General features: G+C 63.9%; 27 protein-coding genes. 15 read left to right on the plus strand and 12 right to left on the minus strand.

Translation table 11 applies throughout. From position 1 onward, the window contains the following. Positions 1-86: 86 nt before the first annotated feature. Together grpE and hrcA are read right to left on the minus strand one after the other, a co-directional pair. On the minus strand, positions 87-674 hold the full coding sequence (gene grpE / locus SPHV1_RS04440) for a nucleotide exchange factor GrpE (RefSeq protein ID WP_054944840.1): 588 nt from the start codon (positions 672-674) through the stop codon (positions 87-89). A gap of 16 nt (positions 675-690) precedes the next feature. After that, complete coding sequence (gene hrcA / locus SPHV1_RS04445; protein ID WP_054944841.1) at positions 691-1,734, minus strand: heat-inducible transcriptional repressor HrcA; 1,044 nt, start codon at positions 1,732-1,734, stop codon at positions 691-693. Positions 1,735-1,816: 82 nt separating this feature from the next. Between hrcA and rph the strand changes: the two genes are divergently transcribed. From rph to SPHV1_RS04465, 4 genes are all read left to right on the plus strand, one after another. Continuing rightward, a complete protein-coding gene (gene rph, locus SPHV1_RS04450) occupies positions 1,817-2,533 on the plus strand; it encodes a ribonuclease PH (protein WP_054944842.1) in 717 nt (238 codons plus the stop codon). 80 nt (positions 2,534-2,613) lie between these two features. Continuing rightward, positions 2,614-3,243 (plus strand): RdgB/HAM1 family non-canonical purine NTP pyrophosphatase, encoded by a 630-nt coding sequence (rdgB, locus tag SPHV1_RS04455; RefSeq protein ID WP_054944843.1) that lies wholly within the window; start codon positions 2,614-2,616, stop codon positions 3,241-3,243. Between the two features lie 9 nt (positions 3,244-3,252). Then, positions 3,253-4,404 carry a radical SAM family heme chaperone HemW gene (gene hemW / locus SPHV1_RS04460; RefSeq protein WP_054944844.1) on the plus strand — a complete coding sequence of 384 codons (1,152 nt, stop codon included), beginning with the start codon at positions 3,253-3,255 and terminating at the stop codon, positions 4,402-4,404. Continuing rightward, entirely contained in the window at positions 4,401-5,312 is a 912-nt protein-coding gene (locus SPHV1_RS04465; RefSeq protein WP_054944845.1) for a tyrosine recombinase XerC, read from the plus strand. The genes hemW and SPHV1_RS04465 overlap by 4 nt, the downstream gene beginning before the upstream one ends. Before the next feature lie 59 nt (positions 5,313-5,371). On the opposite strand, the gene SPHV1_RS04470 is transcribed toward SPHV1_RS04465, so the two are convergent. The 4 genes from SPHV1_RS04470 to rsmI form a co-directional block, all read right to left on the minus strand. Continuing rightward, positions 5,372-5,995 carry a DedA family protein gene (locus SPHV1_RS04470; protein WP_054944846.1) on the minus strand — a complete coding sequence of 208 codons (624 nt, stop codon included), beginning with the start codon at positions 5,993-5,995 and terminating at the stop codon, positions 5,372-5,374. A gap of 42 nt (positions 5,996-6,037) precedes the next feature. Further along, positions 6,038-7,024, minus strand: coding sequence for a glutathione synthase (gene gshB, locus SPHV1_RS04475; RefSeq protein WP_054944847.1), 987 nt, complete (start codon positions 7,022-7,024; stop codon positions 6,038-6,040). A 93-nt stretch (positions 7,025-7,117) separates the two neighbouring features. Further along, positions 7,118-7,477 carry a YraN family protein gene (locus tag SPHV1_RS04480; protein ID WP_054944848.1) on the minus strand — a complete coding sequence of 120 codons (360 nt, stop codon included), beginning with the start codon at positions 7,475-7,477 and terminating at the stop codon, positions 7,118-7,120. 10 nt (positions 7,478-7,487) lie between these two features. Then, on the minus strand, positions 7,488-8,315 hold the full coding sequence (gene rsmI / locus SPHV1_RS04485) for a 16S rRNA (cytidine(1402)-2'-O)-methyltransferase (protein WP_054944867.1): 828 nt from the start codon (positions 8,313-8,315) through the stop codon (positions 7,488-7,490). Between the two features lie 40 nt (positions 8,316-8,355). On the opposite strand from rsmI, the gene SPHV1_RS04490 reads away from it, so the two are divergent. Both SPHV1_RS04490 and parE read left to right on the plus strand, forming a co-directional pair. After that, positions 8,356-9,513 carry a penicillin-binding protein activator gene (locus tag SPHV1_RS04490; protein WP_054944849.1) on the plus strand — a complete coding sequence of 386 codons (1,158 nt, stop codon included), beginning with the start codon at positions 8,356-8,358 and terminating at the stop codon, positions 9,511-9,513. A gap of 57 nt (positions 9,514-9,570) precedes the next feature. Then, positions 9,571-11,577 (plus strand): DNA topoisomerase IV subunit B, encoded by a 2,007-nt coding sequence (parE, locus tag SPHV1_RS04495; protein ID WP_054944850.1) that lies wholly within the window; start codon positions 9,571-9,573, stop codon positions 11,575-11,577. A gap of 19 nt (positions 11,578-11,596) precedes the next feature. Here parE and SPHV1_RS04500 read toward each other — a convergent pair whose 3' ends face one another. Next, positions 11,597-12,337, minus strand: a complete 741-nt coding sequence (locus SPHV1_RS04500) for an NYN domain-containing protein (protein WP_054944851.1) — start codon at positions 12,335-12,337, stop codon at positions 11,597-11,599. 37 nt (positions 12,338-12,374) lie between these two features. Then, entirely contained in the window at positions 12,375-13,589 is a 1,215-nt protein-coding gene (locus SPHV1_RS04505) for a glycosyltransferase family 87 protein (protein WP_054944852.1), read from the minus strand. Between the two features lie 142 nt (positions 13,590-13,731). On the opposite strand from SPHV1_RS04505, the gene SPHV1_RS04510 reads away from it, so the two are divergent. Genes SPHV1_RS04510 through SPHV1_RS04520 form a run of 3 tightly spaced genes read left to right on the plus strand, consistent with a single transcriptional unit; the run spans position 13,732 to position 16,191 of the window. After that, positions 13,732-14,577 (plus strand): MoxR family ATPase, encoded by an 846-nt coding sequence (locus SPHV1_RS04510; RefSeq protein ID WP_054944853.1) that lies wholly within the window; start codon positions 13,732-13,734, stop codon positions 14,575-14,577. A gap of 1 nt (position 14,578) precedes the next feature. Beyond that, positions 14,579-15,004, plus strand: a complete 426-nt coding sequence (locus SPHV1_RS04515; protein ID WP_054944854.1) for a GFA family protein — start codon at positions 14,579-14,581, stop codon at positions 15,002-15,004. A 5-nt stretch (positions 15,005-15,009) separates the two neighbouring features. After that, positions 15,010-16,191 carry a VWA domain-containing protein gene (locus SPHV1_RS04520; protein ID WP_054944855.1) on the plus strand — a complete coding sequence of 394 codons (1,182 nt, stop codon included), beginning with the start codon at positions 15,010-15,012 and terminating at the stop codon, positions 16,189-16,191. Positions 16,192-16,267: 76 nt separating this feature from the next. Here SPHV1_RS04520 and SPHV1_RS04525 read toward each other — a convergent pair whose 3' ends face one another. The 3 genes from SPHV1_RS04525 to SPHV1_RS04535 form a co-directional block, all read right to left on the minus strand. Further along, positions 16,268-16,738, minus strand: a complete 471-nt coding sequence (locus SPHV1_RS04525) for a DUF4440 domain-containing protein (RefSeq protein WP_054944856.1) — start codon at positions 16,736-16,738, stop codon at positions 16,268-16,270. Positions 16,739-16,820: 82 nt separating this feature from the next. Then, positions 16,821-18,029, minus strand: coding sequence for an exo-beta-N-acetylmuramidase NamZ domain-containing protein (locus tag SPHV1_RS04530; RefSeq protein WP_054944857.1), 1,209 nt, complete (start codon positions 18,027-18,029; stop codon positions 16,821-16,823). Beyond that, a complete protein-coding gene (locus SPHV1_RS04535) occupies positions 18,026-18,565 on the minus strand; it encodes a DOMON-like domain-containing protein (protein WP_054944858.1) in 540 nt (179 codons plus the stop codon). Before SPHV1_RS04535 ends, SPHV1_RS04530 begins: the two co-directional genes overlap by 4 nt. A 180-nt stretch (positions 18,566-18,745) precedes the next feature. Between SPHV1_RS04535 and tyrS the strand changes: the two genes are divergently transcribed. From tyrS to SPHV1_RS04565, 6 genes are all read left to right on the plus strand, one after another. Continuing rightward, positions 18,746-19,975, plus strand: coding sequence for a tyrosine--tRNA ligase (gene tyrS, locus SPHV1_RS04540; RefSeq protein ID WP_054944859.1), 1,230 nt, complete (start codon positions 18,746-18,748; stop codon positions 19,973-19,975). A 108-nt stretch (positions 19,976-20,083) separates the two neighbouring features. Next, the gene (locus SPHV1_RS04545; RefSeq protein ID WP_054944860.1) at positions 20,084-20,422 is read left to right on the plus strand and encodes a pilus assembly protein PilZ; all 339 of its coding nucleotides are present in this window, start codon (positions 20,084-20,086) and stop codon (positions 20,420-20,422) included. Positions 20,423-20,568: 146 nt separating this feature from the next. Next, positions 20,569-22,695, plus strand: a complete 2,127-nt coding sequence (locus SPHV1_RS04550; protein WP_054944861.1) for a TonB-dependent receptor — start codon at positions 20,569-20,571, stop codon at positions 22,693-22,695. 56 nt (positions 22,696-22,751) lie between these two features. Then, positions 22,752-24,029 carry an MFS transporter gene (locus tag SPHV1_RS04555; RefSeq protein ID WP_079729864.1) on the plus strand — a complete coding sequence of 426 codons (1,278 nt, stop codon included), beginning with the start codon at positions 22,752-22,754 and terminating at the stop codon, positions 24,027-24,029. Next, positions 24,019-24,936 (plus strand): cysteine synthase A, encoded by a 918-nt coding sequence (cysK, locus tag SPHV1_RS04560; protein WP_054944863.1) that lies wholly within the window; start codon positions 24,019-24,021, stop codon positions 24,934-24,936. The genes SPHV1_RS04555 and cysK overlap by 11 nt, the downstream gene beginning before the upstream one ends. Beyond that, entirely contained in the window at positions 24,933-25,640 is a 708-nt protein-coding gene (locus SPHV1_RS04565) for a dienelactone hydrolase family protein (protein WP_054944864.1), read from the plus strand. The genes cysK and SPHV1_RS04565 overlap by 4 nt, the downstream gene beginning before the upstream one ends. 54 nt (positions 25,641-25,694) lie before the next feature. On the opposite strand, the gene hisI is transcribed toward SPHV1_RS04565, so the two are convergent. Beyond that, complete coding sequence (gene hisI / locus SPHV1_RS04570) at positions 25,695-26,069, minus strand: phosphoribosyl-AMP cyclohydrolase (protein WP_054944865.1); 375 nt, start codon at positions 26,067-26,069, stop codon at positions 25,695-25,697. Between the last annotated feature and the right edge of the window lie 316 nt (positions 26,070-26,385).

Here is a 26,385-nt window from a genome sequence, read left to right on the forward strand (position 1 = left end):
AGGAACGCGCATGGTTCCCGATTTGTGCCACGGCCTGCCGCCGCCCTGCCCCCGGTTATCCCACTGGCAGAGCGGCAAATCAGGTATCAGTCAGGCTTCTTGGCAACGGCCACCATCGCCGGACGCAGCAGTCGGTCCTTGATCATGTAACCGGCCTGCAGTTCCTGCACGACCGTTCCCGGCTCCACATCGGCGGACGGGACTTCGATCATGGCCTGGTGCTGGTTGGGATCGAGCGGCAGGCCCATGGCGGCCACACGGGTAATCCCGTGGGTGCCGAAGACCTTCTCGATCTCGCGGCTCGTCGCCTCGATACCGGCAACGAAGGTCTTTACCTTCTCGTCATCGCGCAGTTCGGGCGTAATCGCCGAAAGCGCGCGGGACAGGTTGTCGGCCACCGAAAGGATGTCACGGGCAAAGCCGGTCGCCGCATAGTTGCGGGTATCGGCGATGTCCTTTTCCAGACGGCGGCGCACGTTCTGCGTTTCGGCGCGGGCGTAAAGCACGTCCTGCTTGGCGACTTCGAGCTCTTCGCGCAGTTTTGCCAGCTCGTCGTCGGCGCCGTCCTTGTCTGCGCCCTTGTCTACCATGTGTTCCGGCACACCCTTCAGTTCTTCGGCCACCGCGGGATCTACAGCCTGATCCTGTGACGGCTGAGTCTTGTCTTCAGTCATTATTCTAAGGTTCCAGCTATCCGATGAGCTTGCCCAGGCTCTGGGCGGTGAAGTCCACCATGGGGACGACTCGCGCATAATTCAACCGCGTCGGGCCGATAACCCCCACAACTCCGACAACGCGACCATCCCGGTCGCGATAGGGCGACGCGATCACCGAAGAGCCCGAAAGCGCGAACAGCCGGTTTTCGGAACCGATGAAAATGCGCGTCGATTCGGCCTCTCGCGCCATCTCGAGAAGATCGGCGACCGATTGCTTGTTCTCGAGGTCGTCCAGCAGCGAGCGCACCCTCTCCAGATCGGACAGGGCGCCCTCGTCCAGCAGGTTCGCCTGTCCCCGCACGATCAGGACGGGCCGCTGCATCACGTCCTCGCTCCATACGGCAAGACCGCGTTCCACCAGATCGCGGCTCGCCGCGTCGAGCGCCGACTGGCCCGAGGCGATCTCGGAGCGCATGACCCGCACCGCTTCGCCCAGCGTCCGGCCGGTCAACCGGGCAGAGATATAGTTGGAAGCTTCTTCGAGCGCTCCGAGGGGCAGCGATGCCGGAAGCTCGACGATGCGATTCTCGACCGCGCCGTCGTCGCCGACCAGAACGGCGAGCGCCCTTCCCGGCGCGAGCGGGACGAGTTGCAGGTGCTGCAGCCGCGGCTCGCGCTTGGGTACCATCACGACCCCGGCACTCGACGTCAGGCTGGACAGCATGGTGCTGGCCGCCTCCAGAGCCGCTTCGATGGGGCCCGGTTGCGAGATGCGGCGCTCGATGACCGCGCGCTCCTCTGCCGTGGGCTCTGCCACCTGCATGATTCCGTCGACGAAGAGCCGAAGGCCCGCTTCGGTCGGCAGGCGTCCAGCGCTCGTATGGGGCGCGGCCAGCAATCCAAGCGATTCGAGATCGGCGAGCACCGAGCGAATCGAGGCCGAAGACAGGTTCACGCCGGTGTTGCCCGAAAGGGCCTTGGATCCCACCGGACTGCCGGTCGCAATGTAACCTTCGACGACAAGGCGGAAGATCTCGCGCGCCCTCGTGGTCAATTCGGTGATGGGTGGTGTCGTCATGCGCTGCAATTTAGGCATTGGGCTTGCAGCCTCAAGCTTAATACGCCTAGGGCCGCTGCAATCTTAGCTACGAGGACAGTACATGCGACCTTCCGGCCGTGCGCCCGACGAAATGCGCGCTATCGACATCCAGACCGGTTTCACCAAGCACGCCGAAGGCTCGGTGCTGATCTCCTTCGGCGATACCCGCGTGCTCGTCACCGCTTCGGTCGAGGAAAGGGTTCCCCCGTTCCTGCGCGGCAAGGGCGAAGGCTGGGTCACAGCCGAGTACTCGATGCTCCCGCGCGCCACCCATACCCGCGGCTCGCGCGAAGCGGCCAAGGGCAAGCAGTCGGGCCGCACGCAGGAAATCCAGCGCCTGATCGGACGCAGCCTGCGCTCGGTCGTCGACATGAAGAAGCTGGGCGAACGCCAGATCGTGCTCGACTGCGACGTCCTGCAGGCCGACGGCGGCACCCGCACCGCCGCGATCTCGGGTGCATGGGTTGCCCTGCGCCTTGCCGTCGACAAGCTCATGGCTGACGGCAAGATCGCCGAAGACCCTATCGAAGCGCGCGTTGCCGCGATTTCCTGCGGCATCTGCGAAGGCACGCCGGTTCTCGACCTCGACTACATCGAGGACAGCTCGGCCGGTGCCGATGCCAACTTCGTACTGATCGAAGGCGGCAAGATCGCCGAAGCCCAGGCGACAGCGGAAGGCGCGACTTATGACGAGGAAGGCCTGCTGCGCCTCCTGCGTCTGGCCCGCATCGGCTGTGAACGCATTTTCGCGGCACAGGCCAAGGCCGTCGGGCGCTAAGCCTTCGTTTCGATTGAACGCCATCCCTGCCTTCCCCGGGCGGGGATGGCGGAAAGACAAGATGCCGACAGGACAGCGACATGACCCGGAAACTCGACAGCAAACGCCTCGTGATTGCCACGCACAATGCGGGCAAGCTGAAGGAAATCGGCGCGCTGCTGGCGCCTTTCGGCATGGAATGCCTTTCGGCGGGCCAGCTCGGCCTGCCCGAGCCGGCAGAAACCGGAAAGACCTTCGTCGAGAACGCGCTGATCAAAGCGCAGGCCGCGGCGCAGGCATCGCAGCTCCCGGCGCTGGCCGATGACAGCGGACTTTCGGTGACAGCGCTGGGCGGACGCCCCGGCGTCTATACCGCCGACTGGGCCGAACGTCAGTGGTTCGAAGGCGAGCCCGGGCGCGACTGGTACATGGCGATGGGCAAGGTCGAAGGCCTGCTGTGCGAACAAGGCCCGGAGGCCGACCGTTCCTGCTGGTTCAGCTGCGTCCTCGCCATTGCCTGGCCCGACGGTGACAGCGCGGTCTACGAAGGCCGCGTGAACGGCACTTTTTCCTGGCCGCCGCGTGGAACGATGGGCTTCGGCTACGACCCGGTCTTCGTGCCGAACGGCCGCGACGTCACCTTCGCCCAGCTCGACCCGGAGGAAAAGCACAAGATCAGCCACCGCGCGGATGCCTTCGCCAAGCTGGTCGCGGAGCAGTTCGGGGGCTAACATCGGCTGATGGCCCGCGCGCTCTACATCCATTGGCCGTTCTGCCTCGCAAAATGCCCTTATTGCGACTTCAACAGCCATGTCCGCGAACGCGTCGACCACCAGCACTGGCAGGACGCGCTGCTCGCCGACATGCGCCACGAGCATGCGCTGGCGGGCGGAGAAAAGCTCGAATCGATCTTTTTCGGCGGCGGCACGCCTTCGCTCATGCCACCGGCACTGGTCGCAAGGCTCCTTGAAGAAGCCGAACGCCTCTGGGGCTTCGCTCAAGGCATCGAGATCACGCTGGAAGGCAATCCGTCCTCTGTCGAGGCGGCGAACTATGCGGCGCTGGCTGCTGCCGGAGTGAACCGGGTTTCGCTCGGGCTGCAGGCGCTCGACGATAGGACCCTGCGCTTCCTTGGCCGTCTTCACGATGCCCGCGAAGGGCTCGATGCCCTCGACGTCGCGCAACGACATTTCGAAAGGGTGTCGTTCGACCTCATCTATGCCCGGCCGGGCCAGAGTGTCGAGCAGTGGCAGGCCGAACTGGCGCGCGCAATGTCCTTCGGCACCGGCCACCTCTCGCTTTACCAGCTGACCATCGAGCCCGGTACGCGCTTTGCCACGATGGTGCGCCAGCACGCGTTCGAGCCGCTCAACGAGGACGCCTGCGCCGACATGTTCGCACTGACCCGCGAGATGACCGCTGGCGCTGGATTGCCCGCGTACGAGATCAGCAACCACGCCCGCCCCGGCGATGAAAGCCGCCACAACCTTACCTACTGGCGTTACGGCGACTATTGCGGGGTCGGCCCCGGCGCGCACGGACGGCGTGGCGGCATGGCGACCGTGCGCCATCGCAAGCCGGAAAACTGGCTTACGGCGATGGCCGAACAGGGCCATGGCACCAGCGAGGAACGTCCGCTCGAACTCAGGGAACAGGCTTCCGAAGCCATGCTGATGGGCCTGCGGCTGCGCGAAGGGGTCGATCTTGACGTCATGGCGTCACGCTTTGCCCTCGCCCACGAAGCACTGTGCAATGCAGACAAGGCGGCCTTCTACGAAAGGCAGGGCCTCGTCTGGCGCGAAGGTTCGCGACTTGGCGTGGCCGAAAGCGGGATGCCTCTGCTCGATGCCTTGCTCGGCGAACTGGTACCGGAGGAACTCGTCGAACCGTGACGGCCAAGGCGGACCTTCTCGAAGCCTGGGGCACCCATCTCGCACAGGGACGCAGGCGCAGTCCCCACACTGTGCGCGCCTATGTTGCCACCGCTTCGCGCTTGCTCGACACCCTTGGCGAAACCGACTGGCCGCAACTGGCCAGCCTCGATGCGGGGGCCCTGCGCCGTCAGTTGGCGTCGCGGCGACAAGAAGGGATCGGCAATGTTTCGGCGGCGCGTGAACTTTCGGCGCTCAAGGCCTTCCTGATCTTCGCCCGCGAGAAGGCCGGCATGACCGATGCGATGCCACCGCGCCTGCGCGGGCCACGTATCAAGAAGGGCATTCCGCGCCCGGTTACGCCCGACGAAGCGGTCAATCTTGCCGTGGCTGTCGATGAAGACGCACGGGAAGCGTGGATCGGCGCGCGCGACCGGGCCGTCCTGCTGCTGCTGTACGGAGCAGGGATGCGCATTGCAGAGGCGCTATCCCTCCCGTCTTCGGCCCTTCCTCTCTCCGACACCCTGGTAGTTACCGGAAAGGGCGGAAAGCAAAGGGTCGTGCCCCTGCTCCCGATCATCCGCGATGCAGTGGACGACTATGTGGCCAAGTGCCCTTGGCCAGTCGCGCACGAGAACCACCGGAAGGATCCCCTGTTCCGCGGAGCGAAGGGCGGCCCCCTGTCGCAGGGCATGGTACAGAAGGCGGTAGCCCGCGCCCGTGTCAGCCTTGGATTGCCGTCGAGCGCAACGCCGCACGCATTGCGCCACAGTTTCGCGACGCACCTGCTGGGAGCCGGGGCGGACCTGCGTTCGCTGCAGGAACTGCTGGGTCATGCCAGCCTCGGCTCGACCCAGATCTATACGAAAGTCGATGCGGCGACCCTGCTCGACGTCTATCGCAATGCCCATCCACGCGAGCGGGATTGATCGGCCAGGCTCCCGTATGCCCCCCGAAAGACCTTTCCTTTTCGCGGAAAGGGCTCGCCTCACCTTTTCGAAACGCTGTCCTTTGGCGCGGTCGGCGTCCAGCGGGCAACGCGCCAGACGTACCAGGCAAGCATCGCCACACCGAGCGCCAGCGTTCCCCAGCTGATCCATTCCCCCGCCTGCTCGAAACGATGCCCGAGCCACCGCCCACCCATGAGCAGAAGCGTGTTCCATACCGCCGCGCCAGCCGCCGTGTAGAGCAGGAACGGCACGTGCCGCATGTGCGACAGGCCGGCGGGGATCGAAATCATCGTACGGAACATCGGCATGAACCGCGTCACGAAGACGATCCAGTGACCATGGCGCCGAAAGAAGCGACCGGCGCGCTCGACATCGTGCCATTCCATGGTGAGCCAGCGACCCCAGCGCTCGACGACAGGGTGGAGGCGTTCGTACCCGAGCCGGTCGGCGGCGAGAAAAAGAATGTAATTGCCCAACGTGCAGCCCAGCGTGCCCGCAGCCAGCACCGGCAGGAACGCCATAGTCCCGCGCGCCAGCGCGATCCCGGCGACACCCATAATGAGTTCCGACGGGATCGGCGGCACGAGGTTCTCGATCATCATGAGCAGGGCAATGCCCCAATAGCCACCGCCTTCGATCAGGCGGATCACCCAGTCATCCATGCCTGATTCCCTGACAGCCCCGCCCGCTCGCGCCGCGAGCGATCACATCGCGGCGTGACGCGCCTCGATGGCGTCCCAGATGAGGGCCGCCGTGTCGGTGCCGTTGAAACGGTCGATGGCAACGATGCCGGTCGGCGATGTCACGTTGATCTCGGTAAGCCATTTTCCGCCAATCACGTCGATTCCGACGAAAACCAGCCCGCGCGCCTTCAGTTCCGGTCCTAGCGCCGCGCAGATTTCTTCTTCCGCCGAAGTGAGTTCGGTCGCTTCGGCAGAGCCGCCCACCGCCAGGTTGGAGCGGAACTCGCCCTCCCCGGGCTTGCGGTTGATCGCGCCGGCAAACTTGCCATCGACAAGGACGATGCGCTTGTCGCCTTCCGAGACGTCAGGCAGGAACGGCTGGACCATGAACGGCTCGACCCAGGCATTCTGGAACATCTCGACAAGGGCACCGAGGTTGCTGCCATCGGCGGGCACACGGAACACCGCCTTGCCGCCATTGCCGTGCAGCGGCTTGATGACAAGATCGCCGCCAAGACCGGCAGCTACCTGCCGCTGCTGGAACAGGCGCACGTCCTCGATCCGGCGAGCAATGAAAGTCGGCGGCATGAAACGCGCATAGTCCAGCACGAAGACCTTCTCAGGTGCGTTGCGCACCGAAGCCGGATCGTTGACGACCAGAGTTCGGCCCTCGAGCCGCTCGAGCAGGTGCGTGGCCGTGATGTAGCCCAGGTCGAACGGCGGATCCTGTCGCATCAGCACGACGTCGATATCCGCGACGAGATCGATCAGGCGGTACTCTCCGAGCGTATAATGCGCACCTTGGACCCGCTGCACCGTCACCGGCGCCCCCCAACAGGTCAGTCGTCCGGCGGCACCTTCGGATGTATCGTAGGCCAGCGTGCGCACATCGTAATGATAGAGCGTGTGACCGCGGTCCTGCGCGGAAAGCATCAGGGCGAAAGAGGAGTCGCCCGCAATGTTGATGCTTTCGATCGGGTCCATCTGAACGGCGATGCGTAACGTCATGGAAAATCGGGTCCTTGGGTTGCTGCCGTGGTCCGCTTAGTCCCAAATTTGCCGGCGTGCGACCTGTTTCCGGTTCCACGCCGCAAATCAGAGCTACCGCCCCGGTTGCCAGGCATTGACTATCCGGCGCGGCCACGTGCGCGGCGCCATGAGCAGGACATCGATGCGGATATCGTCGCCGACCCGGGCAAAACGCGGCGCCAGCGCTTCGGCACTTGCCGCCACGCGGCGCAGGCGATGCGCGTCGATCGCGCTGTCCAGATCCTGTGCCCGCGCACGCCACTTCACCTCAACGAAGCACAGGACGCGGCCCCGCCTCACTACCAGATCGACTTCGCCGCGAGGCGTCCTGACGCGGCTCGCCAAGACCCGCCAGCCCGATAGCCGCAAATACCAGGCGGCCAGCGTTTCACTAAGCCGACCGCGCTGCTCGGCCCGGGCCCTGCGGTTCATCGGGTCGCGGTCACTTGAGTTCGAGGGCCCGCGCATAGAGCGCCTTGCGATCCATGCCCGTGGCCTTGGCGACCCTGGCCGCGGCCTGCGAAGCCTTGGACTCGGCCAATTCAGCCAGCAACAGCGCGTCGACGTCGACATCGCCGAGCGGCTCATCAGTAGGAGGAGCGACCATCAGCACGATCTCTCCCTTGGGCGGATGCGCCGCATAATGCGCAATGATTTCTTCAGGGGAGCCGGTCCGGCATTCCTCGAATTTCTTGGTCAGCTCGCGCGCCACGGCAACTTCGCGCCCTGGCAAGGTCGCTGCTATGGCCTGCAGCGAGGCTTCGAGCCGCGGTGCGGTCTCGTAGAAGATCAGGGTGGCGGGAACGCAGGACAATTCCTGCAGCACACTCTCGCGCGCCTTGACCTTGTTCGGCAGAAACCCGGCGAAAAGAAAACGGTCGTTGGCTAGGCCCGACAGGGTCATGCCGACAATGGCCGCATTGGGGCCCGGCAGGCTGGTTACGGCGATGCCACGCTCTCGTGCGGTGCGCACGAGACGATAGCCCGGGTCGGAAATCAGCGGCGTTCCCGCATCGCTGACAAGCGCCACCGGCTCGGCCTCCATCAGGCTCAGAAGCCGCTCGCGATCCCCCTCCCCGGCATGGTCGTCATAGCGGATCATGCGCTTCTTTATTCCAAGATGATGCAGTAATTTACCCGTTACGCGGGTATCCTCGCAGGCGACGGCACCGACTCCCTGCAATACCTCGATTGCACGGAGCGTTATGTCGCTCAGGTTGCCAATGGGGGTTGCCACTATATAGAGGCCCGGCGAAAGACTGTGTTCCATCGCGAGACTCATGGCCCAAGGACTACGGGAGCGGCAAGCAATGTTCGACAAACGCCTGAATAGGCGCAATCTTCTCGCCGCGGCAGCGATGGCGGGGCTGAGCGCCTGCAGCATCGTTCCCAAGACCACCGCGCCCACCCCGACGCCGACGGCTGCGCCCAGCGAAAGCGTGATTCAGGAGGACACCGATCGCCACCGGATCGCCCTGCTCGTCCCGATCTCGGGGCCCAACGGCGCCGTCGGCCAGTCGATCGCCAACGCCGCCAACATGGCGCTGCTCGATACAAATGCCGGCAACCTGCGGGTAACCACCTACGACACGGCGAGCAATCCGGGCGAAGCCGCCAAGCGCGCCGTCGCCGACGGCAACCGGTTGATTCTCGGCCCACTGCTCTCGGACAACATCCCGGCTGTCGCGAATTTCGCGCGTCCCGCCAAGGTGCCAATGATCTCGTTCTCGAATGACGAGGAAGCCGCCTCCAAGGACGTCTTCGTTATGGGCAACCTGCCGGGCCAGTCGGTCGCACGCACAGTGCGCTATGCCAGTTCGCGCGGCATCACGAGCTATGCCGCGTTGATCCCGCGCGGCGAATATGGCGACCGCGCCAGCAGCGCGCTGCTTGCCGCCGTGCGCGACACTGGCGGCGCAGTGGTCGCGATGGAGCCCTATGACCGGACTGCCGCCTCGATCTCCTCGGCTGCCCAGCGCATCCAGGCCAAGGACGGATACGGCGCACTTTTGATTGCCGATGGCGGCAACATGTCGGCCCGCGCGGCAACGCAGTTCCGGACCGGCGGCGGCAAGGCCCAGGTCCGCATCCTCGGCACAGAACTGTGGAGCGGCGAACGCGCCGTCTCGACCACGCCCGCCCTTGCCGGCGCATGGTTCGCCACCGTTTCCGACCAGCGCTTCGGCCAGTTCTCCAAGAGCTACCGCACCCGTTTCGGCAGTCAGCCTGCCCGCATCGCCACGCTTGGCTACGATGCAGTCCTGCTTACCCTGCGCGTTGCGCGCGACTGGAAGGTGGGCAAGCCCTTCCCGACTTCGCAGATGCTCGAGAGCGGCGGCTTCCTCGGCCTTGACGGTCCGTTCCGCTTTACCCGCGGCGGCACCATCGAGCGCGCTCTGGAAGTGCGCGAGATCGAAAAGGGCGGCGTCAAGGTCGTCAGCCCCGCGCCCACGCATTTCGGCGACTGAGGATAAGAACACGGCCGTGCTTGATCGGGGATTTCTCTGTCCCGTATAGGATCGAGCATGGCCGATGACCTCTTCGACAAGCTGCCGTCTGCGGGCGGAGAATCCTACGATGGTTCCGCAATCGAAGTTCTGGAGGGTCTCGAACCCGTCCGGCGACGCCCCGGCATGTATATCGGCGGCACCGATGAACGTGCACTCCACCACCTCGCGGCCGAAGTCCTCGACAACGCGATGGACGAAGCCGTTGCCGGTCACGCCAACCGCATCGAAGTCATGCTGGAGGAAGAGCCGGGAACGGCCGGGCGCCTGACGATCACCGACAACGGCCGCGGCATCCCGGTCGACGAACACCCCAAGTATCCGGGCAAGTCGGCGCTTGAGGTCATTCTCTCGACCCTGCACTCGGGCGGCAAGTTCTCCGGCAAGGCCTATGCCACGTCCGGCGGTCTGCACGGTGTCGGCATCTCGGTGGTCAACGCCCTTTCGGTAAAGACCCGCGTCGAAGTGGCCCGCAACAAGGAACTGTTCGCGCAGGAATTCTCGCGCGGTGAAACCTTGGGGCCACTCCAGAAGGTGGGCGCCGCGCCCAACCGCCGCGGCACCTCCGTGACTTTCACCCCGGATACCGAGATCTTCGGCGACCAGAAGTTCAAGCCGAACCGGCTGTTCAAGCTGGTGCGTTCCAAGGCTTACCTTTTCGCCGGGGTAGAGATCCGCTGGAAATGCTCGCCCTCGCTCGCCAGCGAGGACGTTCCGGCCGAAGCCACGTTCCAGTTCCCCGGCGGCCTCGCCGATCACCTCGCCGAGCAGATCGGCAGCCGCGAATGCGTCACCGCGCAGTTCTTCTCGGGCTCGCAGGAATTTCCGGAGAACGACCAGGGGCTCGAACAGGGCCGCGTCGAATGGGCGATCGCCTGGCCGCTCTATTCCGACGGCGCCTATTCCTGGTACTGCAACACGATCCCGACACCCGACGGCGGCACCCACGAACAGGGCCTGCGCGCCGCGCTGACCAAGGGCATCCGCGCATTCGGTGAACTTGTCGGCCAGAAGAAGGCCAAGGACATCACCCCTGACGACATCGTCGTCGGTTCGGAAACGATGCTCTCGGTCTTCATCCGCGATCCCCAGTTCCAGAGCCAGACCAAGGACCGGCTTACCAGCCCGGAAGCCGCCCGACTCGTCGAGAATGCGATCCGCGACCATTTCGACCACTTCCTCTCGGACAACCTCGATCGCGGCAAGGCACTGCTCGGCGCGGTCATGGAGCGCATGGACGATCGCCTGCGCCGCAAGGCCGAGCGCGACGTCAAGCGCAAGACGGCAACCAACGCCAAGAAGCTGCGCCTGCCCGGCAAGCTCACCGACTGTTCCGGCGAAGGCGACGGCGAAACCGAGCTGTTCATCGTCGAGGGCGATTCGGCCGGCGGTTCGGCCAAGCAGGCACGCGACCGCAAGACGCAGGCAATCCTGCCGATCCGCGGCAAGATCCTCAACGTTGCCAGCGCCACTTCGGACAAGATCCGCGGCAACCAGGAAATCGCCGATCTCAACCTCGCTCTCGGCTGCGGGTCGCGCAAGGACTGCAACGCGGATAACCTGCGTTACGACCGCATCATCATCATGACCGACGCAGACGTCGATGGTGCGCACATCGCAACGCTGCTGATGACGTTCTTCTTCCAGGAAATGCCGGACATCGTGAAGCGCGGCCACCTCTATCTCGCGCAGCCGCCGCTCTATCGCCTGACCTCCGGTTCAACCTCGGCCTATGCCCGTGACGATGCCCACCGCGCGGAACTCGAAGCCACGAAGTTCAAGGGCAAGAAGGTCGAAGTCGGCCGGTTCAAGGGTCTGGGCGAAATGAACCCGCAGCAGCTGCGCGAGACGACGATGAGCCCGGAAACCCGCTCGCTCATCCGCATCACCCTGCCGCCCGAGTATGAAGACCGGGCCGCGGTGAAGGACCTCGTCGACCGCCTGATGGGCCGCAACCCCGAACACCGCTTCCAGTTCATCCAGAACCGCGCCGGCGAAATCGACCGCGACCTGATCGACGCCTGATCCTCGAACGGGCTCGGCTCTAGCGCACCCGTTTGACGAACAGCCCGCTTTCGCGCTTTTCGGTCGTGAAATTGGGCAGGGATTGCACCAGTTCGGACAGGCGGGAAAAGCCGTAGCTGCGCGCATCGAAGGATGAGCGGTTGGCGACGCGCTGACCGACTTCGGAGAGACTGGCGAAACCATCGTCATCGCGCTTGCTGGCCCTCCACGCGTCGCCCAGAAGCTTGACCAGTTCCTTGTCAACTTCGGGCTTGGCCGCCGTTTCGCCCTGCTCGGCGCGTTGGTCGTCCTCGACCATGGCATCGAGGTCGATGAACCGGGTGCAGGCTTCGCGGAATGCTTCCGGTGTGCGGGCGGATCCAAAGCCGTAGACCGGGGTCCCGTTCTGCCGAATGCGGATGGCGAGCGGCATGAAGTCGCTGTCGCTCGACATGATGCCGAAACCATCGACATGTCCGCCATACAGCAGGTCCATGGCGTCGATGGTCATCTTCATGTCGGTCGCGTTCTTGCCCTTGGTCAGGTCGAACTGCTGCTGCGGTTCGAGCGCATGGCGATGGACCAGCTGCGACCAGCCCTTGAGCGCGGTCTTGCTCCAGTTCCCATAGACGCGCCGGACATTGACCGTCCCGAGATCGCCGAGGATCGTCAGTGCAGCATCGAGCGTTGCCGGCGATGCGTTGTCGGCATCGATGAGCAAGGCGATGTTGCGGTTCTGACGTTGCTTGCGGTCTGCCAATTGCGGCTCCTCTCGGTTCATGACTCAGATTCCTGCATAACCCAAAACGCCGGGAGGGCTAGGGTTGCACGGCAGCCGGCCCGTCCCGCCGAGCTTCCATGTGAAACCGGCGAAACAGCACCCAGAACAGGAAAATCAGGATCGGCGGCATGATCGGCACGCCGATTTGAAGGCCGATGGGCCGCGCGAAGACCGGCGCGATGAAGGCAAGTGCAATGGCCAGCTTCTCCCAATCGCGAAAGCCATGAGCAAGCCCCCGGCTCGTCAGCCAGAGCAAGGGAAAGGCGAGCAGGACCATGTCGTAATCGAGGACGAAGGGTGTCACCAACGGTGCGGCTGCGAGCATGAGCGCACCCAGCGCGGGCGAATAGGTTCTTGCCCATGCGGCCCGGATCAGGAACGCGATAATGACAAGGCTCACCGCCGCTTGCGCCGCATAGGCCAAGCCGGTCGGGAACCCGATCAGCCGCGCCCCTGCAAAGACGCTCATCATCTTGCCGAAGCCCACAGCCCCATCGACCATGGCCACCTGCGCCCTCTCGCTCGCGGCGTACCAGCCCGCAAACGCCTCGGCTCCGAATGCCAGTGCGGCCAGCAGGGCCAGGGCGATCGCCGTGACGGCGGCCGACGCGATCACTTTCCAATCACGGGTCAGCAGCAGGACCAGAGGTATGAGGACACCGAACTGCGGCTTGATGGTGGCCAAGCCGAAAAGGACACCGGCCAGTATCGGCCTGCCCGGCACCAGCAGGGCGGCCAGTCCCAGCAGCGCGGCCAGGACGAAGGATGTTTGCCCATGCGTGATGACGATGGGAATGGCCGGGAAAGCAAGGATCGGAAGCCGGAGCGGAAAGTCGAACCGCAAGGCGCTCTGCCAACGACGCACCGCGAAGATGTAGAGTGCGCCCGTTGTCAGCAGCCAGCAGGCCAGAGCGGGAAAATAGGAAAGATAGCCCAGGGGCCAGCAGAATGGCAAAAACGTGGGTGGATAGAAGAAGGCCGTATAACCGCCTGACGAAGCGAAGAATTCGCGCTGCGCGGCAATGTGGGCCGCACCGTCGTACACGTTGCCATGAACCTGCAGCATGTGTCCCACGGTCCAGAAGCTGACGAAGTCGCTGCCCAGCAGGAACCCGTTTGCATCGACACCGCCATTCGATGTGGCGACGAGGAGCACCAGAAACGCAACATTCAGAAATGCGATGATCCGCAGGTAGGCTACGACCCTGTCGCGGCCCAACCATTCCATTTTGCGCAGAAAATCAGCCCCCATGGGCAAACTTGTGCAATGGGCCGGCAGCGATGTCCATGCCCCGCGCGCGGACTGCACCGATTGCCGGACAGTAATGATGCTTGCCATGCTGCGACGCACCAAATAGGCTTTAATCGACCATTTAAAATTTCGGGAAGTTTCGATGCAGCGTTTTGAAGGCACCAGCAGTTATGTCGCCACCGATGACCTGAAGGTCGCGGTGAACGCAGCCGTGCTCCTGCGCCGTCCGCTCCTCGTCAAGGGTGAGCCTGGTACCGGCAAGACCGTGCTGGCCGAGCAGATCGCAGCGGCGCTCGATGCTCCGCTGATCACCTGGAACGTCAAGTCGACGACCAAGGCGCATCAGGGCCTCTACGAGTACGATGCGGTTGCGCGCCTGCGCGACGGCCAGTTGGGCGACGAACGCGTCCACGACATCCGCAACTACATCCGCAAGGGCAAGCTTTGGGAAGCGTTCACGTCCGACAAGCTGCCGGTCCTGCTGATCGACGAGATCGACAAGGCCGACATCGAGTTCCCGAACGACCTTCTCGCCGAACTCGATCGCATGGCCTTCGACGTCTATGAGACCGGCGAGCACATCGCGGCGCAGGACCGCCCGATCGTCGTGATCACTTCGAACAATGAAAAGGACCTGCCCGACGCGTTCCTGCGCCGGTGTTTCTTCCACTACATCAAGTTTCCGGACCGCGAGACGATGCAGGCGATCGTCGATGTCCATTTCCCCGACATCCAGAAGACTCTCGTCACCAAGGCGATGGAAATCTTCTACGAACTGCGCGACGTGCCCGGCCTGAAGAAGAAGCCCTCCACAAGCGAACTGCTCGACTGGCTCAAGCTCTTGCTCAACGAGGACATGCCCCTCGACGTCCTGCAAAATCAGGACCCCAGCAAGGCGATCCCGCCGCTCCATGGCGCGCTGCTCAAGAACGAGCAGGACGTAATGCTGTTCGAACGCCTTGCGTTCATGTCACGCAGGGGAGCGTGAGATGGGAGCGCCCTATACCGGTCGTTGCAACTGCGGCGCCATCACCGCGACGATCAGCAGTGAACCGCTCTGGGTTCGCCAATGCTGGTGTCGCCAGTGCCAGAAGTCGGCCGCGGGCAGCGCGACAACCAATGCCCTGTTCATGACCGACGACATTGCCATCGACGGAGAACTCTCGTGGTTCGGGTACACTTCCGCCAGCGGGAACAGCATCGAACAGGGCTTTTGCGGCAAGTGCGGCACGGCGATCACGGGGCGCAACTCTTCGCGTCCCAAGGCCAGCGTCATTCGCGTCGGCTTCCTCGAGGAAAGCGACGGGCTCGCCCCGACCTCGGCGATCTGGCTTGACGATGCGCCCGCGTGGGCGGTGATCGATCCCAGGCTCGAACAGTTCCCGCGCCAGCCACCGGTTCCGCCGAAGAGCTGATTGCCATGCTGCTGAACTTCATCGACGAGCTGCGGGCAGCCGGGATCCCGGCATCGCTCAAGGAGCATCTCGTCCTGCTGGAGGCGCTCGACCGCGATGCGATCGAGCAGACGCCCGAAGCGTTCTACTACCTCAGCCGCGCGACTTTCGTGAAGGACGAAGGCCTGCTCGATCGCTTCGACCAGGTGTTCCAGAAGGTCTTCAAGGGGGTGTTCACCGACTACGGCCAGCAACCCGTCGAGGTGCCTGAAGAGTGGCTCAAGCGCATCGCCGAAAGGTACTTCTCTGCCGAGGAGATGGAAAAGATCAAGTCGCTCGGCTCGTGGGACGAGATCATGGAGACGCTCAAGAAGCGGCTCGAGGAGCAGAAAGAACGTCACCAGGGCGGCAGCAAGTGGATCGGCACGGGCGGAACCTCGCCATTCGGCCATTCCGGCTACAACCCGGAAGGAATCCGCATCGGCGGGGAAAGCCGCAACAAGCGCGCGATCAAGGTCTGGGAAAAGCGCGAGTTCGCCAATCTCGACAACACCAGGGAGCTTGGCACGCGCAACATCAAGGTAGCGCTGCGCCGCCTGCGCCGCTTTGCCCGTGAAGGTGCCGCCGAGGAACTCGATCTCGAAGAAACGATCCGCGGCACCGCCAAGCAGGGCTGGCTCGACCTGCACATGCGGCCCGAGCGGCACAATGCGGTCAAGGTCCTGTTGTTCCTCGACGTCGGCGGTTCGATGGACCCGTTCATCAAGCTGATGGAAGAGCTGTTCAGCGCGGCGACCAGCGAATTCAAGAACATGGAGTTCTTCTACTTTCACAATTGCCTGTACGAAGGCGTATGGAAGGACAACCGCCGTCGCTGGTCGCAGCGTACGCCGACCTGGGACATCCTTCACAAGTACGGACACGACTACAAGGTCATCTTCGTCGGCGACGCGGCGATGAGCCCTTACGAGATCAGCCACCCCGGCGGCTCGGTCGAGCACATGAACGAAGAACCGGGCAGCGTCTGGCTGCAGCGGGTGGTGCAGACCTATCCCGCGACGGTCTGGCTCAATCCCTCGCCGGAACGGCAGTGGGGCTATTCGGGCAGCACCCGCATGATCCGCGAGATTCTCGGAGACGCAATGTTCCCGATGACGCTCGAAGGACTGGATGCCGCGATGCGCGAACTGTCCCGCAAGAAGAGCTGATCCGGGCGTTCATCTTCCCCGTCGGCATCGCCGGGGAAGAGGAACGCCCAGCTACAGCAGCAGCAGCAGCAGGAAATCAGGTCTTCGGCGGGTAATCCAGATGCTCGTGAATCGACTGCCAGTTCCCGTCGGGCTGCTTCTGGAAGACCTCGGTGTAGCGCACCTCGCCTTCCTTCACCTTGCCGTCGGTGCCGGTGAAGTGGATCGTCCCGGAAGCGATGAACAAGTCCGGACCAAGGATCTGGAACTTGGGATCGGGCATCTCGACTTGGTTGAACTTCATGTCCACGTACTGCGCATTCATGACATGGAGTGCCACTTTTCCGCCAATGCGTTCGGCCTTGCCCGGGTCGAACGCGACGACGTCACTGGCGTACATGTCGTCAACCTTCTGCAGGTCCATTGAGCCGAGCGCCTCGGTGAAGGTGTCGAGCACGGCCTGTGCATCGGCTTGCGTCAAGGGCTGGGCCGCTTGTGCTGTGGGTTGCTGGCTGCAGCCGGGCAGAGAAAACGCGGCCAGAACCAGGGCGAATGAAACAACTCGCATATTGTCCCCTCCGTTGATCACGGCAGCTTTGCGCTGCTCGTGAGGCGGGAACGTACGCTCCTGAGGGGTTAAGGCAACCCGGTTATCCCCCGTAAAGCCGCAGCTCTCTCGTGGCCTCCAGCCAGGCCGCTTCATCGCGGGCTGCGAGCGTATCGAGATCACCGGCCTGTGCGCCTGCGTCATCCACCCATTCGCGCAAGGCCGGGCCGCCGTTGATCACGTCGATCGCAAGGCGGTCGAATTCGTACTCGTAAGGGAAGTCCCGCCAGAGCGGATAGTCCGGGTAGAGGTTGCGGATCGCCTTGAAGGCCAGTGCCTGCAAACGCCAGGGGCGGAACGCACCATGATCGTAGAACCCACCTTCGGCGTGGATCATCAGGGCGCTGCACAGCTTGCCCCGGTGCTTGTGGAAGGTCGGCTCGAACCAGCATTCACGAAGCGCGCAGCCATCGAGCCAGTCGGGCGCGACCCGCTCCATCTCGGCAAGGATGGACTTGGCATCGATGTCGGGCGCGCCGAACAGGACTTCGAGCGGACGCGTCGTGCCGCGACCTTCCGACAGCGTCGTGCCTTCGAGCATGACCGTACCGGCATAAGCCCGGGCCATGTTGAGGTTTGCCGCATTGGGGCTGGGATTGATCCAGATCCGACTTTCCGGCCAACCGAACCCCGGCACCTGCGACGGCGCCCAACCCTCCATCTCGATCACGCGGTAATCGACGTCGAGCCCGAACTGGCGGACGAACCAATGGCCCATCTCGCCAAGCGTCAGGCCATGGCGCATCGGCATGGGCCCGGCACCGACGAAGCTTTCCTGACCAGCCCGAAGCGTGGTCCCTTCGACCGGACGTCCGGCGGGATTGGGCCGGTCCAGAACCCACACGCTCTTGCCCTGTGAGGCGGCGGCCTCAAGCATGTAAAGCAGCGTCGTAACGAACGTATAGATGCGGCAGCCCAGGTCCTGCAGGTCGAACAGGAAGACGTCGGCCGTCGCCATCATCGCCGCACTGGGGCGGCGCACTTCGCCATAAAGGCTGAAAACCGGGATATCGTAGATCGGATCGCGCTCGTCCGCGGTCTCGACCATGTTGTCCTGCTTGTCGCCCTTGAGGCCGTGTTGAGGGCCGAACGCAGCCGTCAGCGTGATGTCGGGACAGGCCGCCAGAGCGTCCAGGGAGTGGACAAGGCGGTCCGTCACCGAAGCCGGATGGGCAACGAGGGCCACGCGCCGGCCGGCCAGCGGCTTGCGCAGTTCAGGGTCCGCCAGCAGGCGATCGATACCGAATTTCATGCGTCGCTCGGTGCCGCAACCTCGAACGTGAAGCAAGACGGATCGTGAAAGTCGGGCGCAACCGGATTGCCATGGGACAGGGCCCAGAACGATTTCACGCCGCCTTCCTCCTCCAGAACCGCGGTCAGCCCGCAATGCCAGGGACGCGCGGGAAGCCCGGATGCCGGGATCGCCGCGTCGAAGATGGCCATGTCCGTGCCCTTGCGCATGGTGCATTCCGGCTCGCGCGGCATCGGCCGCTCCGCCATGCCTTCGCGGCGGCCTTCGAAATCGTAGGCGTTCCAGCGTTCCGAAGGCGAAAGGTTCAGTTCGACATAGGCCCTGTCGCCCGGCGACTGCAGGAACAGCTCGAAGCAGGTCGTGTTCCACAGGCCATCGTCCCTGCCCTTGCCCGCGAAGGGCGGAACCACGAGCTTCGCCGCGCCGAGGATCTTCCAGCGGACCCGGACCCATTCATGATCGAAGCCGATGAAGCGCGTCTCCACGCTGCGGATGAGGGCGGGCGGATGGGCGGGATGGTATATGAGGTCTGTCATGGTCGCGCGGACTAGGGCGGAACTGCCGCGAAATTGCAATCGGCTTCGTCACCGATCCCGAGTTTCCTGCGATCATGCGCCTTGCCGGTGCGACATCTGCGCCTGTGCGCTTTGTTTCACGCCCGCTGCGTGCTAGGCGCCCCGCTCCAATCAAGAGACAACCATCCAGACGGCAAGGCCATGACCTACAACTCTTCCCTGCTACGCCTGCTCGACGAGCGCGGCTACATCCACCAGATGACCGACGCCGAGGGCCTTGACGCCCTCGCCTCCAAGCAGGTCGTGCCCGGTTATGTAGGCTTCGACGCCACGGCCTCCTCGCTCCATGTCGGCAACCTTGTCTCGATCATGCTGTTGCGCCGCCTCCAGCAGGCCGGCCACAAGCCGATCGTCCTCATGGGCGGCGGCACGACGCGCATCGGTGACCCGACCGGCAAGGACGAAGTGCGCAAGATGCTCTCGAACGAGGCCATCGAAGCGAATATCGCCTCGATTCGGACGGCCTTCGAACGCTTCCTGACTTTCGGCGACGGCCCGACCGATGCGGTGATGGTCAACAACCACGACTGGCTGGGCCAGATCGGGTACATCGAGATGCTGCAGAAGGTCGGCACGCATTTCACCGTCAACCGCATGCTCAGCTTCGATTCGGTGAAGCTTCGCCTTGAGCGCGAGCAGCCGATGACGTTCCTCGAATTCAACTACATGATCCTGCAGGGCTACGACTTCCGACACCTGAGCGAAACCATGGGCGTACGCCTGCAGATGGGCGGATCGGACCAGTGGGGCAACATCGTCAACGGTGTCGAACTGGCCCGGCGCATGGACAGCAAGGAAGTCTTCGGCCTGACGACCCCGCTCATCACCAAGGCCGACGGTTCCAAGATGGGCAAGTCGGTCTCCGGTGCGGTCTGGCTCAACGAGGACGCGCTGTCTTCCTACGATTACTGGCAGTTCTGGCGCAATTGCGACGACCGCGACGTCGGCAAGTTCCTGCGCCTGTTCACCGACCTGCCGCTCGACGAGATTGCCCGGCTGGAGGCGCTCGAAGGCGGCGCGATCAATGATGCCAAGGTGATTCTCGCCAACGAGGCAACCAAGCTGTGCCGCGGTGAGGAAGCTGCCAAGGCCGCCGAAGCGACCGCCGCCGAGACTTTCGCGGGCGGTGGCCTGGGCGAAGACCTGCCGACTGTCGAAGTGAATGCGGAAGGTATCCGTCTTGGCGCGGCCTGCACCGCCCTTGGATTCACCGCCTCGAACGGCGAGGCCAAGCGCAAGATCGGCGAAGGTGCGGTCAAGCTGGACGACGCCACGATGGACGATCCGGGCCTGCTGATCACGGTGCCTGCCGGAGAGACCCGCAAGCTGAGCCTCGGCAAGAAAAAGCACGGCATCCTTAAAGGCGTGTAAATCTCGGCATCGCGCCGTAAACCCGGCAAAATCTTGCCGGGTTTACGGAATGTTTGCCAATTGAATGCATCATGCCAGCCTCGACAACGACATTGAGGCAAAACGACGATGAGTGCCGGAGCACAGCTCAGCGTAACCGACAAGCGCCGCGCGGCACGCCATCCGGTTGACCATTCGGTCATCGGTGAGCACCGGCAATTGGGCGACGTTCACCTGCACATCGTCAACGTTTCCGCCCAAGGGTTCATGGCCGACGGCGAACTCGAGCTGGAACGCGGCGAGCGTGTCGTCATTCGTCTGCCCGTCATCGGTCGGATCGAGGCGCACCTGATCTGGTCCCATGAAGGCCGCGCCGGGTTCCAGTTCGAGCGGATCATCCGCGTGGACGAATTCCTCAAGCTGGTCGACGCCATCCAGCCCAATCCACGCCTGCGTCCGCGCCGCTGATTTCGTGCCGCGGCGCGACACGGCAGACTTCATACAGCACTTTCGAGCTTTGCCCGAGCCACCGCGCATGCCGCAGTGCGTCATTTCCTCCGGATCGACCGCAATCCAATGTTGATATAGTATAACATCACAAGTAAGCGGGAGACATGAGCAGGCTCTCCTCCCCCCGAATCGCCACGCTGGTCCGCGCCAGCTTCCTCGCAACCGCAGCACTTCCCTTCGCCGCCGTTACCACCTTCGCCCAAACCGCAGCCCCCCAAACGGTCACTCCTGCAGACGACAGTACGCACGCCAGCGAAAGCGGCCCGGACATCATCGTCACGGGCCGCGTGATATCCGGGAACACCGATCCAATCTCCGCACCTGTCGTGCTTCAGGGCGAGACGCTCACCCGCAATCTGGCGCCGCAGATCGGCCAGATGCTGGCGAGCCTTCCCGGCGTCTCGAGCAGCGGCTTTGCGCCGGGCGTCTCCCGCCCGATCCTGCGCGGCTTCGATGGGCCGCGCGTCCAAGTGCTGCTCGACGGGCTCGGCTCGCTCGACGCATCTTCCGTTTCGGCGGATCATGCCGTCTCGCTAGACACGCTCAACGTCGACAGGGTCGAGGTCCTGCACGGCCCGCGCGTCCTGCTTTACGCCAGCGACCCGGCAGGCGGCGCAGTCAACGCCACCGACAAGCGCATTCCCCGCCGCATCCCGGACAAGCTCTTCACTTTCGATGCTCTGGGCTCCTACGGCACTGCGGCCGATGCCGTGAACGGGGGCATTGCCGCCGACATCCGGCTCGATCCGCGCGTTGTCGCTCACTTCGATGCCTCGTACAACCATGCCAATGACCTGCGCGTGGGCGGCCACGTCCTCTCCCCGGAATTGCGTGCGCAAACCCTGACGCAAGCCAGTGACCTGGCGGAAAATGGCGATTCCGACGGCGCGGCAAGCCTGACGGCGCAGGCCAACCGCAAGGGACGGATCCCCAACAGCTGGGCCAAGGGCTGGACGCTGGGCTCGGGCATCGCTTTCATCGATGAAGGCGGCGACATCGGCGTCTCGTTCGAACGACTGGCGACCGACTACGGCATTCCGCCACGCCCCTCGACCGATCCGGGGGCGACATCCATCTCCCTGCGCCAGACCCGCGTCGACCTTCGTGCCGGTCTCAACCTCGACGGGTTCCTCAAACGCGTGGAACTGCGCGGGGCATTTGGGGACTATGAGCACGCCGAAGTCGAAGACGGCAATATCGGCACCCGGTTCCACAGCAAGGGCCTGGAAGTGCGTGCACAGGCCGACCAGGCGCGGCGCGGCATCTGGAGCGGCAGCACCGGCGTGCAATATTCATCCAAACGCCTCGACATCAGCGGCGATGAATTGCTCCTGCCGGACAACCAGACCGATCGCTTCGCGGTCTTTACCCTGCAACACATCGAACTGGGCGCCTTCGACCTGGAGGGAGCCATGCGCTATGAAAACACGCGCATCCGCACCGTTCCAGCGAACGAGAAGCGCAACTTCTCACAGTACTCCGGCGTGGCAGGCATCGCCTGGCACCCGATCGAGAACATGACCGTCTCGGTGAACTACTTGCACGGCGAACGCGCGCCTTCTGCCGAGGAGCTTTTCGTCGACGGCATGCACGACGCCACCCAGTCCTACGAGCGCGGCGATCCCGGCTTCACCGTCGAGCGCAGCGATGGCATCGAGGCTGGCGTGCGATACAGCGGCGGCGCTTTCAACGCCTCGGTCACGGCCTTCGGCACCAACTTCGCCAACTTCATTACTGCGGTCCCGACGGGCCAAATCATCGAGGACTTCCCGGTCTACCAGTATCTCCAGGCCCCTGCCCGTTTCCGCGGCGTCGAGGCCGAAGGCGAGTTGACCTTCCTGCGTTGGGGCATGGACAATTCCCTGAAGTTCGACGCCGGTGTGGATTACACGCATGCGCGCCTCGTCAACATCGGCCCGGTCCCTCGCATCCCGCCGCTGCGCCTGCGCGGCGGTCTCGAATTCGGCTCGCCCGTGTTTTCCCTGCGCGGAGATGTCGAATGGAACGCAAGGCAGGACCGCGTCGCCGATAACGAAAACCCCACCAGCGCCTTCACGCTCGTCAATGCCAGCGCCACCTGGCGTCCGATGGGTGAGGACGGTCCGGTCTCGCTGATCCTGTCGGCTGACAACCTTTTCGACGTGACCGGCCGCCTCGCTGCGTCTGAGACGCGCGACTTTGTGCCGATTGCCGGCAGGGACATCCGCCTGACGGCAAAATTCTCACTGTAAGAGACATTTAAACGACCGACTTGGCAAGGGACGACGGCGGTGCCACAGGTGCGCGCGTGAGCACACCATCGTCCCCCCTTCGCATCGCCGACTTCCGCAAGTTCTGGTTCGCCCGCTTCATGTCCGTTGTCGCCACGACGGGCATGGTCGTGATCATCGGCTACCAGCTCTACGACGTAGCCCGTTCCGAATACGGCATGTCGATCCCGCAGGCATCGCTGCAGCTTGGCATTCTCGGACTGGTCCAGTTCGTGCCGCTGTTCCTGCTGACCCCCGTCGCAGGCGTGGTCGCGGACATGTTCGACCGGCGCAAGGTTGCCGCTGCAGCGATGTGCGTGGACATGATCATCGCCGGCGGCCTGGCGGTAACGACGATGCTCGAGATCCACAGCCTGCCGCTGCTGTTCTTCTTCGCGGCCCTGCATGGCAGCGCCCGCATCTTCGTCGGCCCGGCCCTGAGCGCGATCGCGCCCAACATCGTGCCGGCCGAACTGATCCCCAAGGCCATCGCGCTCAATTCCATCGCCTGGCAAGCCGGCACCGTCGTTGGCCCGGCATCGTACGGCTTCCTCTTCGCACATGAGCGTGCCCTGCCCTACTGGATCTCGCTGGTGCTGATGGTGATGGCCAGTGCCAGCATCATCATGATCCGCTCATTGCCGGCGCCCTCGTCCCATGCCCGCAAGGCGCATCCCGTGCGCCAGATCGTGCAGGGCTTCCACTTCGTCTGGCACGAGCGATTCCTGCGCGGCTGCATCACGCTGGACCTCTTCGCCGTCCTGCTCGGCGGGGCGACTGCCCTGCTGCCGGTCTTTGCCCGCGACATCCTGCATGTCGGACCAGAGGGCCTGGGCCCGATGCGCGCTGCCCCTGCCTTCGGCGCCGCCATCGTCGCCCTGTTGCTCTCGTTCCGGCCTTTCAACACCAATGTCGGCGTGAAGATGCTGCTGGCGGTCGGCGCCTACGGTGCGGCAACCGTGGCGTTCGGTCTCTCTTGGAATTACTGGCTGTCGCTGGGCTTCCTGGCCGTGCTGGGCGCAGCGGACATGATTTCGGTCTTCATCCGCAACTCGCTGATCCAGCTCAATACGCCAGACGAGATGCGCGGTCGCGTCTCGGCAATATCGGGCGTGGCCGTCTCCGCTTCCAATGAACTGGGCGAAATGCAGTCCGGCGTGGCCGCTGCCCTGCTCGGCGCCAGTGGGGCTGTTGTTTTCGGCGGCGGCGCTGCCATAGTCATTACCGTACTCTGGGCATGGATCTTCCCCGAGATCCGCAATGCCCGCACATTCGAATCCTATTATCGCCAGAGGGAGCATGAGCATGAAGGCTGACAGCATTCTCGCCACGATCGGCAATACGCCGCACATCCGGCTCTCGCGCCTGTTCCCGGACCATGAAGTCTGGGTGAAGGCCGAGCGCGCCAATCCCGGCGGTTCGATCAAGGACCGCATCGGTCTCGCCATGATCGAGGCTGCAGAGGCTGACGGCAGTCTCAAGCCGGGCGGGACGATCATCGAGCCGACATCGGGCAACACCGGTATCGGCCTTGCCATGGTGGCCGCGGTCAAGGGCTACAAGCTGGTCCTTGTCATGCCCGAATCGATGTCGATCGAACGCCGCCGGCTCATGCTGGCCTATGGCGCCACGTTCGACCTCACGCCCAAGGAAAAGGGCATGAAGGGTGCAATCGAGCGCGCAAAGGAGCTGGTCGAGAGCACGCCGGGCGCATGGATGCCCCAGCAGTTCGACAATCCGGCCAACGTCGATATCCATGTCCGCACGACGGCACAGGAAATCCTGAGCGACTTCGCAGACACCCCCATCGACGTTCTGATTACCGGCGTGGGCACCGGCGGGCACCTCACCGGCTGCGCCGAGACGCTCAAGGCCAAGTGGCCGGGCATGAAGGCCTATGCGGTCGAGCCGACCCTTTCGCCGGTCATTTCCGGTGGCCAGCCCGGTCCGCACCCGATCCAGGGCATCGGCGCGGGCTTCATCCCGTCCAACCTGCACACCCAGTCGATCGATGGCGCGATCCAGGTCGATCCCGCCGACGCCAAGGAAATGGCGCGCCGCTGCGCCACGACCGAAGGCATGCTGGTGGGGATCAGTTCGGGCGCAACGCTCGCCGCCATCGCCCAGAAGCTGAAGGAACTGCCCGCGGGCAGCCGAGTCCTCGGTTTCAACTACGACACCGGCGAGCGCTATCTGTCGGTTCCGGAGTTTCTTCCCGAATGAGTGAACTGAAATCCGTCTCCTATTCGCATGCCGGCGTGGACCTGACCGGGTGGCTCGCCCGCCCGCAAGGGACGCCGCGTGCTGCGGTGCTCGTCTTCCCGACGATTGCCAATCACAACGAAGGCACTGCCCGCCGCGCCGCAATGCTGGCTGAACTCGGCTATCTCGCGATGGTCGCGGACTTCTACGGCGCACCGGTCGAGAGCTTCGAAGCCTCGTTCCCGATGGCCAAGGCGCTGCGCGAAGACAATGCCTACTACCGTGCGCGCTGCGCTGCTGCGATCTCGGCGCTACGGTCCCAGCCCGAGGCCGAGGGCTTGACCATGTTCGCCATCGGCTATTGCATGGGTGGACAGGCTGCGCTGGAATCCGCGCGTGACGGGCAGGACCTTGCCGCCGTCACCAGCTTCCACGGCACACTCGATGCATGCGTCCCGGCCAAGCCCGGCGCGATCAAGGCCCGCGTCCTCGTCTGCCATGGTGATGCCGACCCGATGGTTCCGCGCGATCAGGTCATGCACTTCTGGGAAGAAATGGATGCGGCTGGCGCCAACTGGCACTTCCATGCCTACAGCGGCGTCAAGCACGGCTTCACCGAACCGGCCAGCGATGCCCGGGGGATGGACGCGCTGGGCTACGATGCCAGCGCCGATCGCCAGAGCTGGGCCTCGATGGTCAGCCTCTTCGACGAAATCCTCGGCTGAATGATCCTTCGGGAAGGATGGACCGGATCCGCCCTTCCCGACACACCCTGATTATTAAGCAATTCGGCCCAGTGCGTCGCCTTCCAACTGGCGATAGAAGCAGCTGCGGGCGCCGGTATGGCAGGCTGGCCCTTCCGGCTTGACGAGCAGCATCAGTGCATCCTGGTCGCAATCGACCCGAATTTCCTGCACGCGCAGGAAATGACCGGAAGTCTCACCTTTGAGCCAGAGTTTGCCGCGCGAGCGCGAGTGAAAGTGGGCAAGACCCGTTTCGCGGGTCTTCGCTAACGCTTCCTCGTCCATGTAGGCAACCATGAGTATGTCGCGGCTGACTGCATCGACGGCGATGGCGATCAGCAGTCCATGCGCATCGAACTTGGGGAGAAATGCTGATCCCAGTTCGCGTTCGGCGCTCGAGACGTCTGACATGCCGGAGATTTCCTTTTCAGCCTGTTACACAATTTGAATGTTGCACGATAACCACAGATGGGGGCCAAAATCCACGCAATGCCGGAAATTCACTTTGCAAGATCGGCGTTTCGTAGGAATTTACCCATGCAGCTGGGGGGCTGCTTCTGACCCAAAGGTCGCTGACAGACAAGCGCCACGGTTCAGGGAACCAAGTTGAGGGATCGGACTAAGCGACAAACAGGGGTGTCGCTGAACCGCACAGCGGGGTCCACGAGTTTCGTCACGAGGACGCCCGGAGCCTAATGCTCCGGGCGTTTTCGTTTGGGCATGCACG

The sequence above is a fragment of the Novosphingobium sp. KN65.2 genome (assembly GCF_001368935.1).
GTDB classification, from domain to species: domain Bacteria; phylum Pseudomonadota; class Alphaproteobacteria; order Sphingomonadales; family Sphingomonadaceae; genus Novosphingobium; species Novosphingobium mathurense.